The 13,927-nt window shown below is 45.7% G+C and carries 12 protein-coding genes; 8 read left to right on the top strand and 4 right to left on the bottom strand.

Translation table 11 applies throughout. From position 1 onward, the window contains the following. Window positions 1–55: 55 nt before the first annotated feature. The 5 genes from gluQRS to panC all read left to right on the top strand — a co-directional run bounded on the left by gluQRS (window position 56) and on the right by panC (window position 4,755). A complete protein-coding gene (gene gluQRS / locus KYS23_RS18140) occupies window positions 56–1,144 on the top strand; it encodes a tRNA glutamyl-Q(34) synthetase GluQRS (protein WP_218419706.1) in 1,089 nt (362 codons plus the stop codon). Between the two features lie 98 nt (window positions 1,145–1,242). Then, complete coding sequence (gene pcnB / locus KYS23_RS18135) at window positions 1,243–2,559, top strand: polynucleotide adenylyltransferase PcnB (protein ID WP_159533594.1); 1,317 nt, start codon at window positions 1,243–1,245, stop codon at window positions 2,557–2,559. Beyond that, window positions 2,552–3,049, top strand: coding sequence for a 2-amino-4-hydroxy-6-hydroxymethyldihydropteridine diphosphokinase (gene folK, locus KYS23_RS18130; RefSeq protein WP_218398475.1), 498 nt, complete (start codon window positions 2,552–2,554; stop codon window positions 3,047–3,049). The genes pcnB and folK overlap by 8 nt, the downstream gene beginning before the upstream one ends. A 50-nt stretch (window positions 3,050–3,099) precedes the next feature. Beyond that, entirely contained in the window at window positions 3,100–3,894 is a 795-nt protein-coding gene (gene panB, locus KYS23_RS18125) for a 3-methyl-2-oxobutanoate hydroxymethyltransferase (RefSeq protein WP_159533598.1), read from the top strand. A gap of 12 nt (window positions 3,895–3,906) precedes the next feature. Then, a complete protein-coding gene (gene panC / locus KYS23_RS18120) occupies window positions 3,907–4,755 on the top strand; it encodes a pantoate--beta-alanine ligase (RefSeq protein WP_159533600.1) in 849 nt (282 codons plus the stop codon). 166 nt (window positions 4,756–4,921) lie between these two features. On the opposite strand, the gene panP is transcribed toward panC, so the two are convergent. Next, window positions 4,922–6,550 (bottom strand): pyridoxal-dependent aspartate 1-decarboxylase PanP, encoded by a 1,629-nt coding sequence (gene panP, locus KYS23_RS18115; RefSeq protein WP_159533602.1) that lies wholly within the window; start codon window positions 6,548–6,550, stop codon window positions 4,922–4,924. Window positions 6,551–6,826: 276 nt separating this feature from the next. Here panP and KYS23_RS18110 point away from each other — a divergent pair, with 276 nt between their 5' ends. Further along, complete coding sequence (locus KYS23_RS18110; protein WP_159533604.1) at window positions 6,827–7,546, top strand: EAL domain-containing protein; 720 nt, start codon at window positions 6,827–6,829, stop codon at window positions 7,544–7,546. Between the two features lie 25 nt (window positions 7,547–7,571). Here KYS23_RS18110 and trmB read toward each other — a convergent pair whose 3' ends face one another. Genes trmB through KYS23_RS18095 form a run of 3 tightly spaced genes read right to left on the bottom strand, consistent with a single transcriptional unit; the run spans window position 7,572 to window position 9,987 of the window. Continuing rightward, on the bottom strand, window positions 7,572–8,252 hold the full coding sequence (gene trmB / locus KYS23_RS18105) for a tRNA (guanine(46)-N(7))-methyltransferase TrmB (protein WP_218419705.1): 681 nt from the start codon (window positions 8,250–8,252) through the stop codon (window positions 7,572–7,574). Next, window positions 8,252–9,064, bottom strand: a complete 813-nt coding sequence (locus KYS23_RS18100; RefSeq protein ID WP_159533608.1) for an ABC transporter permease — start codon at window positions 9,062–9,064, stop codon at window positions 8,252–8,254. The genes trmB and KYS23_RS18100 overlap by 1 nt, the downstream gene beginning before the upstream one ends. A gap of 2 nt (window positions 9,065–9,066) precedes the next feature. Continuing rightward, the gene (locus tag KYS23_RS18095; protein WP_159533610.1) at window positions 9,067–9,987 is read right to left on the bottom strand and encodes an ABC transporter ATP-binding protein; all 921 of its coding nucleotides are present in this window, start codon (window positions 9,985–9,987) and stop codon (window positions 9,067–9,069) included. An 811-nt stretch (window positions 9,988–10,798) separates the two neighbouring features. Between KYS23_RS18095 and pdsR the strand changes: the two genes are divergently transcribed. Next, window positions 10,799–11,488 (top strand): proteobacterial dedicated sortase system response regulator, encoded by a 690-nt coding sequence (gene pdsR, locus KYS23_RS18090; RefSeq protein ID WP_129740251.1) that lies wholly within the window; start codon window positions 10,799–10,801, stop codon window positions 11,486–11,488. Window positions 11,489–11,500: 12 nt separating this feature from the next. Then, window positions 11,501–13,801, top strand: coding sequence for a proteobacterial dedicated sortase system histidine kinase (gene pdsS, locus KYS23_RS18085; RefSeq protein WP_218419703.1), 2,301 nt, complete (start codon window positions 11,501–11,503; stop codon window positions 13,799–13,801). Window positions 13,802–13,927 lie beyond the last annotated feature (126 nt).

Here is a 13,927-nt window from a genome sequence, read left to right as displayed (position 1 = left end):
TAAGTTACACGCCTCATAGTATTTACTATAGAGGTGTGTAACAGTATTTCTATTAATGCCAACTAAAATCGATTCCTCGCCTCTATATGTCGGCCGCTTCGCGCCTTCGCCGTCAGGTCAACTTCATTTCGGCTCTTTAGTTACCGCGCTCGCTAGCTACCTAGATGCACGTCATCACAATGGGCAATGGTTAGTTCGAATGGAAGACATTGACGCAACTCGATGTTTACCTGGTGTCGATAGCGATATTTTGCATACCCTTGAATGCCACGACCTTCACTGGGATGGTACCGTTTTATATCAACAACAACAGCATGCAAGGTATCAGGCAAAACTTGATAATTTATTAGCAGAAAAGTCAGCCTATTTTTGTGCCTGTACTCGCAAGCAAATAAAAGCAAATGGCGGGCACGACAATCACTATTGTCGAGAACTAGGCCTAACCGCTCAGGCAGTGTCCGAATCAGCGCCAAATACCCGTGGCTTAGCAATACGATTAAAACTTGATTGCCACTTAAGTGCCTTTGATGACGGTATTATGGGCAGGGTTGATAAAACAGGGGCAATATCTGCAGCCCATTCAATCTCGCCTGATTTAACTTCATCTAGCTTTGCCGAAGCGGAACAACACAGAGTCAAAAGCAATAGCAATAGCGACGATGGCTCAATAAGCGCTAGCGAAGCAACACCATTAAGTACAGTACCAGAAGATGTTTTAATTAAGCGCAGTGATGGTCTTTTCGCTTATAACTTTGTAGTAGCATTAGACGATGAATATCAGGGTGTAACGGACATTATTCGGGGCAGTGACCTTTTAGATGTCACCCCGCTTCAATACGCTATTTATCGTTCGTTAGGCTGCAGTGTGCCACGATATGGGCATATTCCGGTTGCAGCTGTGTCCCAAGGGCGAAAACTGAGCAAACAAAACCATGCTGCACCCATTAACAACAAAAATGCGTTGGAAAATATCGTTCACGGCCTGTCTTTTTTAGGCCAAGGTAACTATCACGCGAACGAATTTGAAAATGTCACACAACTGCTTACTATGGCAATATCACGCTGGGATAGGAAATTAGTACCTAAAATAGCCGAAATTATTGTGGGCGAGCACGAATCCACTTATTATAGCCATCCTTTATAACCTTCGGAGACTTCACCATCATTCATCGTGTTTTCAATTCTGTTAAGCGAGCCTTTACTAAGGAACATACCGCTGACAATGTACTAGAGCCTCGTGTTATGACTCGTGGGGAGCACGGCATCTCTCGCGAAGACGTGAGCCCTAATGCGTTGAAAGTCATGTATCGCCTTAACGGAGCAGGCTTCGAGTCCTATTTGGTCGGAGGTTGTGTTCGCGATATTTTGATGGGGCATGAGCCAAAGGATTTTGATGTGGCCACCAATGCCACACCGGAACAAATTAAGGGGCTGTTTAGAAATTGCCGTTTAATTGGCCGTCGTTTCAGACTCGCTCACATTGTATTTGGCCGTGAAGTAATAGAAGTAGCAACTTTTCGTGGCCATCACAACGAAGAGCCTGAGGCTAAAGAAGTACCGAAGAACAAAGCAGTGTCGAAACGAGATGCCCATGGGCAGCTGGTTAGAGATAATGTTTTTGGCAGTATTGAAGAAGATGCCGAACGCCGAGACTTTACGTTTAATGCCATGTACTACAGTGTGGCTGATTTCACGGTAAAAGACTTTGCGAATGGCCTAGAAGCCATTGAGAAGCGTGAAGTACGTTTAATTGGCGACCCTGAAGTTCGCTACCGTGAAGATCCGGTTCGAATGCTTCGCGCCGTGCGTTTCGCGACTAAGCTTTCAATGCGTATAAGCGACGACACTGCTACACCAATCAAAAAGCTGGCTGGGTTATTAAATAATATTCCTGCCGCCCGTTTGTTCGAAGAAACGTTAAAACTATTCTTATCTGGAAAAGGTGAAAAAACCTTTATGATGCTGCGTGAGTACGGCTTAATTGCACCGTTATTCCCGCAACTTGCGCCACTTATCGAAGACGAAAACAGTCGTGAAATGCAGTTTGTTTTGAAAGTACTGCAAAACACCGATGAAAGAATTAATAACGATCAACGGGTAACACCTGCATTTTTGTATGCTGCACTGCTTTGGTACCCATTAGAGGAGCGCGCGCAAATCTTGCAAGCGGAGTCTGGCTTAAACGCACACGATGCTTTTAATCTCGCATCAACAGAAGTGATTGCGAAGCAAACACAACGCATTATGATCCCTAAGCGTTTTTCCACGGTTATTCGAGACATTTGGATTTTGCAGCAACGCCTTCCTAAGCGTTTCGGCCGTCGTGCCTTTCAGCTGTTAACCCACCCTAAATTTCGTGCTGGCTACGATTTTCTACTCGTTCGCGGGCAAGTTGAAGGCGGAGCCCTATTGGAGCTAGCTCAGTGGTGGACGCATTTTCAACACGGCGAACCCGGTAAGCAAAAGAAAATGTTAAACGACTTACGACGCCAAGAAGGTGATGGCCCAAAACCAAGAAAGCGTAAACGCCGCCCAGCATCGAGAAATACTGATGCATAAAGAGCACGTTTATATTGCTATAGGCAGTAACCTAGGTGACCCAGTTCAACACGTTGAAGATGCCTTTATTGCGCTGGGTTTACTTGAAGGTACTCGGGTGCTGACATGCTCGTCGCTGTATGCAAGTAAACCTATGGGCCCGCAAGACCAACCGGATTACATTAACGCGGTATGCCTAATTGAAACAACGCTAGCACCGGATAAGTTGTTAAGTGCACTCCAGCGTACCGAACACGATTTTGGCCGTGAACGTAAGGGCCAACGCTGGGGCGCAAGAACCCTAGATTTGGACATATTACTTTACGGTAGCCAAACTATTTCTACGCCTGATCTTACTGTGCCACATATTGGCATGTCTGAGCGGGAATTTGTGTTAGTTCCTCTCTTTGAAATAGCCCAATCTATGGTCATGCCCGACGGAAAACCTATTTCTCACTGGGTTGCTAAGTGCTCACTTGATGGCCTTAAACGCCTGCGCCCTTCCATTTAGCTTCAAAATCCGTATAGTTCGCCACATTACTCTTTCCCTGGAAGGTTGCTATGAAGAAAATTACTGTTTCTGGCTTGCTCAAAAAGAAGCAAGCCGGCGAAAAAATTACCTCACTAACAGCTTACGATGCCAGCTTTGCTAAAATGTTTGATGAGCAAGGTATTGATGCCTTACTAATTGGCGATTCGCTGGGTATGGTGCTTCAGGGAGAAAGCGACACCTTACCGGTGACCATTGAAGATATTGAATACCATACGCGCAGCGTAAGGAAAGGCACCGAACGTGCCTTCGTATTAGCTGACATGCCGTTTATGTCCTACGCGACGCCAGAACAAACTTATGCGAATGCAGCCAAGCTTATGGCAGCGGGTGCAAGCATGATTAAAATGGAAGGCGGGAGCTGGTTATGTGAAACCATTCAGGGTTTGAATTTGCGTGGCGTGCCTGTATGTGGTCATTTAGGGCTCACGCCGCAGTCGGTTCACGTTTTTGGTGGATTTAAAATACAGGGCCGTGAAGCCGACAAAGCAGAAAAACTGCTAGCTGAAGCGAAAGCGCTTGAAGCGGCAGGCATTCAGCTACTAGTGCTTGAGTGCGTACCGTCTTCGTTAGGCAAAGCCGTAAGCGAAGCGTTGAGCGTACCCGTTATCGGTATTGGTGCCGGAAATGATACTGATGGCCAGATTCTGGTGATGCATGACATGTTTGGTATAAGCGCCAATTACATGCCGAAGTTTTCAAAAAACTACCTTGCCGAGACGGGCGATATGCGCAAGGCCGTTCAGCAGTATATCGCAGAAGTACAAAGTGGTGCCTTCCCGTCCCCTGAGCACAGCTTTGAGTAACGAGGTTTAAATATGAAGGTTGTTGACGACATTGCGTCATTACGAAAACTTACTGGCGAATGGAAACGCAGTGGCAACACCGTAGGATTCGTCCCTACCATGGGGAATCTCCACAATGGGCACTTAAAACTGGTTAAGCGCGCCAAGGCACATAATGCCCGGGTGGTGGTGAGCATTTTTGTTAACCCTATGCAATTTGGTGCTAATGAAGATTTAGATGCATACCCACGTACCATTGAAGAAGACAAAGCCAAGCTTATTGAAGCCGGTGTTGATGCCGTCTTCTTACCGAGCGTGTCTGATATGTATCCCGGCGGCGTTGAACATCAAACCGTCGTAGAAGTACCTGACATTTCAGATATCTTGTGCGGAGCAAGTCGCCCAGGGCATTTTCGTGGCGTAGCCACCGTGGTGAGCAAATTATTTAATATGGTTCACCCTGATGATGCCTTTTTCGGCGAGAAAGACTTTCAGCAGTTGCAGGTTATTCGCACCATGGTGCGCGACCTTTCTATGGGTGTGACCATTCATGGTATTCCCACACAGCGAGACGTTTCTGGCTTAGCCTTAAGCTCACGCAACGGTTATTTGACCGACGAGCAACGCCATACTGCCGCCACTATTTACAGTGAAATGACGGCATTGAAAGCGCGTATAGAAGCGGGCGAAAGAAATTATGTCGCCTTGGCAGCCGACCTTGCAGATAGCCTCACCGATTCAGGCTTCAACAATGACTATGTGCATATTGTTAATGCTCAAAGTTTAAAGCCTGCCAAACAAACCGATACACACTTGGTTATTTTGGTGGCGGCGTTTCTGGGTAACACCCGTCTTATCGACAACCTCCAAATCCAAGTTTAGGTACAAACCCACGTATAGGCTCCGGTATTAATACCGCGCTTTAAAGCTTACGTTGTTAATGACGCATTAAAAAAAAGCCCCCGTACGAATGCGGGGGCTTTTTTGTATCTGCTTTCATTTGCTAGTAATGAGTCATCCTAATAACCCGAATAGTCAGCGCGATTTATCAGACAACAGGTATTGTCTCTATCATCTTCACTAACTCTTTATAAAGTTTAGTACCGGTAGCAATAACGTGCTGCTCGTTAAGTATATTGCGTAAGTCCTGAGTACTGGTAAGCGGGTTCGCTAACACCACCCTGAATACAGTAATACAGTTAGTGGGGTATTCTGGCGCTTCTAAGCGTGTACGAGAGACAAAAGACTTCCCTGCCTCACGTTGCTGCTTCTGTACAATTACAGTCAGCCTATCAAGCTTCTCGTTAATCTTATGCTTAGTGGCCTCATCCGCATGTTTAACCTTTTCTTGAAGGCCAGCAGGACAGACTCGATAAGTCAGCAATGACAGTGTAGGTGACGTGGTCAACTCAAAGTCAGGGTGCTTGGCAATCATATCGGCAAAGGTGACCGCTTTTTCGATGCTTCTGTCGATTAACAACTCATAGCCCCTACGACCAAAAATATGCATGGCAGAGTACACCATCATGGCCATACCGTTACGCGAACCTTCAAGGGTAGTCGCGCCTAAATCTTTAGATCCTGCACGCAGTATGTATTGGGCATGGTGGCGCACTGCATTGGCATCTTCAGGGTTTTTGAACAACGCCATACCTGCCCCCATGGGCACATACATTTGTTTATGGGCATCAATAGTAACTGAGTCGGCACGCTCAATGCCTTTTAAGCGGTGTTTATATTGCGATGAGAACAAGGTTGCCCCACCCCATGCGGCATCAACATGGAACCAACATCCTAATTCTTTAGCTACATCAGCCAATTCGTTAAGCGGATCGACATGCCCTGTTTCAGTAGTACCACCAACGCCAACAATGGCCAGCAACTTGTTGCCTTCTTCCTGATAACGTTTACCTGCGGCGAGTGCTTTTTCAGGGTCGAGGGTTTGATTCGGGGCAGGTAGGGATAGTAATTGCTCACGACCTAACCCCAATGCATCGACTGCTTTTGATAGGGAGTAGTGCCCACGCTTACTGCACATGACACCAAGATGATTAATATCGTGGAAGCGATAAGCCGCAGCAAGCCCTGCTTTTGCTACACCAGCAAACCCCTCTTGCGGGCCCAAAATTTTATTTCTAGCTACCCACAAGGCGGTAATATTGGCAATGGTACCACCGGAACAAAAAGCGCCTAAAGAACGCTTAGCACTGTGTAAGTGACTATCGTAGAAGTTTTTTGATTCGTCATAAACGAGGTTATGCATCATACCTAGCACTTGACGCTCAAGGGGCGTGAAGGCTTTCGAGGTTTCTATTTTTACCAAGTTCTGATTAAGTCCCACCATCAACTTAGACAGGGGCAAATGAAAATACGGTAATGCAGAGGTCATATGACCGATAAACGTGGGTGAATAAGTATTTACCGAATGGGCAACCAGTTTATCTAGTAAGCTTTCAGCGTGGGTTGAAACAAACTCTGGCGATTCAGGTACTTTTGAGTCCGAGAAGTCTTTCTCAATCTCTTCCAGTGAGGTTTTTTTGGTAACAACGTGCTGCGACAAAAAATCTAAGATATTGTCAGATAAATGCTGTTCAATTTGAGCCATCTTTGAGTCTTTGTGTTCAGGCTTGGTAAAGACCCTAAACAGGTGCTCTAGACTAACTTGCGCTTCACCCACTCAACCAACCTCACTTTGAAATGACTCTTTATCAAGAAAACACAACCCAACTTCGTTGCCTACGCTGAAAGCGATCATAATACTTTCAGGGTCACGAACTTTACCTCAGATTGCCCACTACGCCAAGCGTATCCCGATGATTTGACCGTGTATCAGCGCAAGATATTCTGTGGTGATAATTCGCTATCATTACTGTGAAGTAACCTAAACTTCTCAAATGATGACGGGTAATGCTATATTTTGGCTATACATACGAATAAAAATAAAGGCTGCAGTGTGCCAATAAGAGCCGTAAGTGAAACCGTTTCTATCAATAATATCGTGCCCTACTTCCAACCTATCATAGATTTAAGGTCGAAGCGTGTGTGGCGTTACGAGTGCTTAGCTCGTTTAATTACCGCCGAAGACAAAACCTTTTTACCTAGCGAATTTCTCTACCTGATTGAACGTGAGCAACACGTTAAAGCCCTTACTGAAGCCATGTTTTGCCAAAGTGCCCGTTATTTTCGCCATGTACAAGTGCCTTGGAGCATTAATATTAGTGCGCGAGATTTACTAAACGAAAGCCTGACCAATACGCTTCTATCCCATTTAATAGACTACCCCAACCCGGAAAGAGTCAGTGTTGAGATAAGCGCCGCCAGTGCATTAACCCACCCAGCGTTAATGCAAGCGTTTGTTGAGAGAAGCACTGAGGCAGGACTCGGGGTTTTCTTAGATAACGTGGGTGAAAACCCCGGCAATATTAATGCAATACTGAATATGCCGATTAACGGCATTAAATTAGCCGGAGGTTTGATTAGCCACTATGAAAAAGATGACGCCGTACAAGATTACGTCGACAATTTGCTCGCTCTCTGCCAAGCGCGTGCTATTAGCGTGGTAGCAGAACATATTGAAACAGATTTACTGCTGGAAAGCGTGAACAAACTGCCCATTCAGTATGCCCAAGGCTATGTCTTTAGCCCTCCACAACCAAATACTCCCCATCACTAGGCGCCGTTAACGATTCTCGCCTATTCTACGCACCGCCATCGGCCTCTTCTGAATAGCAATTGAGCGACCAACAGTGTTGGCCGCTAGCGCGATATTTGCGTTCAAATGGCGTCATGGCGTTATCAGACGTAATTTCAGCTAAATTCGACACCAAGCCATAATGCGTAGCAGCTTGAGCAAATTCCATTAGATAAACCAACCAATTACTACGTACCTCAATATTCGAGGTTATCGCCATTAAATCAGCCATGGCTGCACTACCGTGCCAGCGTTTTTGCACCTGGGTTTTCTTCGGATAAGGATTTGGATAGAACAAGCAATGCTGACTTACCTTCCAATTTGCCCGGTGAACCAATCGCCAAAAATCATTCACATCGGCGCGAATAACCCGATAATTATCTTGCCCAGCTGAATAATGCTGATGCTTGTCCACCCGCAGCGCCGATTTATCTAAGCCAATAACGCGGCAATCAGGGTTCGCTTTAGCAATATTTGCTGTGCTTTCACCCACGCCACAGCAAGAGTCTAAAATAATATAGCCGGTAAACCCGTCAAGCCATTCGGTTGCTTCATTGAAGGCGAGCTGCGTATGCTCGCCAATGGGGCGCTGGTTTTCAGATGACTTGTAACGCTTTACTAGTTCATCGAGCTTTTCGTGCACACCTTCTTGATTTGTTGTAATCCCTCTGGAGTTCCCGCTAGCCATTAGCTACGTATTCCTTTACCTGTTTTAAGCAGGTAATAAGCAACAGCGAACAGCACAATATTAAAGCCCACTAATAATGCTAACGATAAGGTAACGTCAACATCTGAAACCCCTAAGAACCCGTAGCGGAACCCATTCACCATATACACAACAGGGTTGGCTTTACTTACCCACTGCCAAAACTCAGGCAAAAGAGTAAGGGAATAAAATACGCCGCCAAGGTAGGTTAACGGGGTTAATACGAAGGTAGGTACAACACTAATATCATCGAAAGTTTTTGCAAAAATGGCGTTAATTAGCCCTGCCGTTGAAAACAATGATGAGGTCAGTAGTACGGTAAGAATAATGATACCGATATGGTGTATCTGCACATCAACAAAGAACAGCGATACCAAAGTAACAATAATGCCAATTAGCACTGCCCTTGCTACACCGCCCCCTACAAAGCCTAGAATGATCACCGAAGTGGGCACCGGAGAAACCAATAACTCTTCAATATTTCGCTGAAATTTCGCACTGAAAAAAGACGACGATACATTTGCGTATGAGTTGGTGATAACCGACATCATGATCAAGCCTGGAACAATAAACTCCATGTAAGAAAAGCCGCCCATTTCGCCTATTCGGTTACCGATAAGGCTACCGAAAATCACGAAATACAAACTCATGGTAATAGCGGGTGGAACTAAGGTTTGGATCCAAATGCGTAAAAAGCGAGTGCACTCTTTTATCCAAATAGTGGTTAGCGCCACGTAGTTTTGCTTGAACCAGCCAATCTTTTCTTCAGACTGTGTGTTTGCCTGTGAATTCATGTTTAACCCTCTGCCTTTGCCGTTTCAACCAAACGCACAAACAGCTCTTCTAATCGGTTTGATTTATTACGCATACTCAATACTTGAATGCCTTGTTCGGTCAATTGAGCAAAAACAGGGTTTAACCCTTCTGCCTTTTCCACATCGACTTCCAAAGTATGGTCGTCAAGTAAACGACTTTCGTAACCCATCAGGGACGGCTTTTGTTGACCAAGGTTAATGTCCAGCACGAACGTTTCTGTGTTCAACTTCGACAATAAGGCCTTCATGCTGGTGTTTTCCACAATGGCGCCTTTGTTAATAATGGCAATGTTGCGGCACAGCATTTCTGCTTCTTCAAGGTAATGCGTCGTTAAGATAATGGTAATACCTTGGCGGTTAATCTCCTCTAAGAAGCCCCACATTGAACGGCGAATTTCTATATCTACACCGGCGGTAGGCTCATCAAGTATTAATAAACGAGGCTCATGCATAAGCGCGCGGGCAATCATTAGCCTGCGTTTCATGCCGCCTGATAGTTCGCGGGCTCTGGCATCGCGTTTTTCCCATAAATCGAGCTGAGCTAAATACTTCTGAGCCCGTTCTTTCGCTATGCTTCGGGGCACGCCGTAATAACCCGCTTGATTGAGCACAATTTGCATCACGGTTTCGAACTGATTGAAGTTGAATTCCTGTGGCACTAAACCAATACATGCTTTGGCTTGCTCTTTTTGGGTATGAAGGTCGTAGCCAAAAATCGATACCTTGCCATCGGTTTGATTAACCAAAGAACTGATAATCCCGATAGTGGTAGATTTACCCGCGCCATTAGGCCCAAGTAAAGCGAAAAAGTCACCTTTATCGACAGTGAGATCTACGCCTTTAAGTGCCTGTACGCCACCTTTATACGTTTTGGTTAAGCCTGATATATCCAACGCTTTCATGTGCTGCCCGTAAGTTGCTCGTAAGTTGCTCGTAATTTGAGGCCTCCAGAAATGGAGTGCTCTGTAAATCGAGAGCCCTGTAAATCAAATGCTCTATAAATTCAGTTTGACGCAAGTTGAAGTGATTACCAATCTGCCATAATACACCGACAACAGTGATAATATGACGGTATACCTACCGTAAGCGTGTTTTAAGCATAGTGCTGGCAAATGTTAGTAATTCAACCCTTGCCGTAATAGGGATATTCAATACCCATTCCACTCATGCTATCACTAATTCAAAGACGAAATAAAAAAGGGGGTAATTATGTCACACTTATTATCCCATCTGTCTGCAACTCCCCTGAGCTTGCCGATTATTTTGCTATTTTTATCGATTTTTTATCGAAGCCTCAATGTATTCCTTTATCGATATTGAGCATTTTTGCCCTGTCGTTTACTGACTGGGTTACAGACTATTCAGGGTGATTAACGATTATCGCAAGCAAACAAAAATAGGAAGAGAACGAGATATAGGAGGCTTAACCAACGGTGGCAGGTATAAAAAAGCACTGCACCTAGTTGGGGGTTAGGCACAGTGCAAGGGGTTGGCGTACCAAAGTGAGTCATACTTGAGTCAATCTGTCTTCCCAAGCACAGATATAGTTAACCAAGCAGACAAGGCAATATCAGGGCACAATAATGGAAAAGCTATTTTGTTTAATGGCAAATATGGCCAAAAGCGGGCGACTTTATGGAATTTGCGCCGAACTCAGGCACGCGCGCTTTTGCCAAGGTATAGTAGTGCCAATAATGATTGAGAGTAGATCCCATGCCTAAAACAATTGCGCTAGTAGAAGATGATGCTGCTATCAGAGAAAACTACCTTGTTGCCCTAAGAGCACAAGGCTACAAGGTGAATGCGTTTGAAGATCGCCCCTCGGCAACTCAGGCGTTTAACGAAGCATTGCCAGATTTAGCCATCATTGATATTGGTTTAAAAGAAGAAATGGAAGGCGGTTTTTTGCTATGTCAGCAGTTGCGAGGTTTGTCGCCCACTTTGCCTATTATCTTTTTTACCGCTAGAGACAACGACGTAGACACCATCAGCGGGCTTCGCATGGGTGCCGACGACTACTTAACTAAAGATATCAGCATGGCTCACCTACTTGCCCGTATCGCCGCGCTTTTCAGACGAAGCGATTTAATGTCAGCCCCTGTCGAGCAAAAGGACGAGCTTCGTATAGGCGAATTAAAAGTGGATGCCTCTCGTATGACAGTAAGTTGGAGCGGCGAGCCTGTCGCCCTGACAGTGACAGAATTTTGGATGTTACACGCGCTGATTAAACACCCAGGCCATGTTAAAAGTAGGCAACAATTAATGGATGAGTCGCGCATGGTAGTAGATGACACCACCATTACTTCTCATATAAAACGTATGCGCAAAAAATTCATTCAATTAGACCCGCAGTTCGACCACATAGATACCGTTTACGGTATGGGGTACAGATGGCAGTTGTAAGGTATTGCTAATATGCGGTTAAGGTTCTCCATACGCTTACAGTTGCTTGTGTTGTCGCTGTTCTTTTTTGCCATTCCCTACCTTGGGTATAATTACGTATGGGAGCTAGAGCAATACCTTCGCACAGGCCAAGAACAAACCATGATAGGTACGGCGCGGGCGGTAGCAACCGCCCTACATGAGCGCCCTGCGTTATTCGACAGCGAATCGGCCTATTTAAAAGACGTACGCCCTGGCACTGACTTATACGCCCCGCCCATTCCTTATCCTATTCAGCTTGACGGTGAACTAAACGATTGGCAACAAATTGACGACTTGCTTACCCACTATGGCGCAAGTGAAATTGTTGAGCGCTTTACTAACCTTCACACTAACGACGAAAACAAGGGCGCCGCTAGCGAGAATAGAGGCACCGCTAGTGTAGATAAAGCGATTAGCCTCTCATTCGAGCATATGGTAGGCCGATATGATCAGTTTCTGTATGCCATGTTCAACGTTACCGACGATGCCTTGTTGTGGCGACAGGCAAATAGTTTAAGTGTGGAGCGGGGTGACCATTTACTTATTGGTATGCAAACCCCAGCAGGTAATTTAGCACGATACGTAGTAGCCCCCTATGAAAGTGGCTGGGTAAATGCGTTTAAACTAGCAGAATCTGGCTCAGCATATCGCGCTGTAGAAAATGCGCTTAGCATTCAAGGTCGCTGGCAAGAAACCGCTACTGGCTATAATATTGAACTTCGCTTTCCCCTTTCAATGACATCAGGTGCACTCGCCTTTGCCATTGTTGATGTTGACGACCCAGTAACAAGGCAGAAACGCTATGCCATAGGCACCGCCAACACCAATAATATTGATGAGCTAGGGACTGTGGTAACACCGTCACCAGAAATTGAGCGCATATTGGCAGGGCTAAAATATGCTGATTCCAGAGTGTGGGTGATAGACAACCATAAGCGGGTATTGGCGCGAGCAGGCGATATACAAACGGCTTCAGGGCTAAATACTGCCAAGCGAGAGGCAAGCGAAAACCCGGTATGGCAATGGGTGGAAACCCATTGGCTACTGCCCTTGTATTACCATATTCTCACAAAGCCACCCGCCGACTTTGTGGATGAACTGGAAGATGCGTACGCGTTGGCTGGCCGAGATATAGGCTTAGCCCTTAACGGTCAACCGGATTCATTATGGCGGTTAACACCCGATAACAAAGCCGTGGTGGTGTCTGCCGCTTACCCTATTTTTATTGAGGGCGCAGTAATGGGTGCTGTGGTGGTAGAGCAAACCACGAACGGTATCCGCACATTGAGAAACCGCGCTTTAGAGCAATTATTTCACGTGATTTTGGCAGTCATGTTACTGGGTACTTTAGGTTTATTACTTTTTGCCAGCAGAATATCCAATCGTATTAGGCGGCTTCGAGATAACACCGAGGCAATCATTGATGCCAACGGTAAGATTGTCGGTAAATTACCGGTTGCCAAAGAGGGTGATGAAATTGGCGATCTGTCGCGAGCGTTTTCCGATGTTTTAACGCGATTACAGCAATATAACTCCTATTTAGAGAACATGGCTTCTCGGCTTTCCCATGAACTTAGAACCCCAATAGCCGTGGTGAAGTCGTCTCTTGACGCGTTGTCTCAAGTGAGTGCCCAAGACAGTACTCAAGCCAAAACTCAGCAGCCTAATACTTCTCAAGAAGACCAAGCAAACGCGGTCGTGCAAAGCAGTACACAACAAGATGTATTCGTTCAACGTGCCCAGTCCGGTATAAGTCGGTTAAGTTCTATTTTAAATGCCATGAGTGAAGCCACCCGACTAGAGCAAGCCATTGCGCAGGAAGATGTGACTACATTCAACCTGATTGACGTAATTAAAGGCTGCGTGGGTGGGTATCAACATGCTTACACCGATAGGCAATTTGCACTGTCTTGTGCATCAGACGCTGCCGTTCTCGAGGGCGCCCCCGACCTTATCGCGCAAATGTTTGATAAAATTATTTCTAACGCGGTCGATTTTAGTCAACCCGACGACATCATAGATGTGGCAGTTTATACCAAAGATAAAAGAATTATCCTCACTGTGAACAACCCTGGCCCCCTATTGCCCGAAGGCATGAAAAAACAACTCGTACAATCAATGGTATCGGTTCGCCCTGATTCTGAGGCGGCGCAATCAGCAGGTTCACCGCATCTAGGTTTGGGGCTCTATATCGCTGACATTATTGTCGCTTTTCATCAAGGTACGCTCGCCCTGGCCAATCGAGATGACAAACGCGGAGTGATTGTCTCCGTTAACTTCCCAAAGATATGATGCGCTACGCTATTTGAGGTGGTTTGCAAACCACCTTCCATTTTCTGTTATATCCCCTTTAAAGCAGCCCTTTAAGTTTTTCTAAAAACCCTCCAATAAATAACGCATGAGAATTATTCTCATTAG

It is taken from the genome of Alteromonas lipotrueae, assembly GCF_019249255.1.
Taxonomy (GTDB): domain Bacteria; phylum Pseudomonadota; class Gammaproteobacteria; order Enterobacterales; family Alteromonadaceae; genus Alteromonas; species Alteromonas lipotrueae.
The sequence above is the reverse complement of the archived record's forward strand: the minus strand, read 5'-3'. Positions and strand labels throughout refer to the sequence as shown.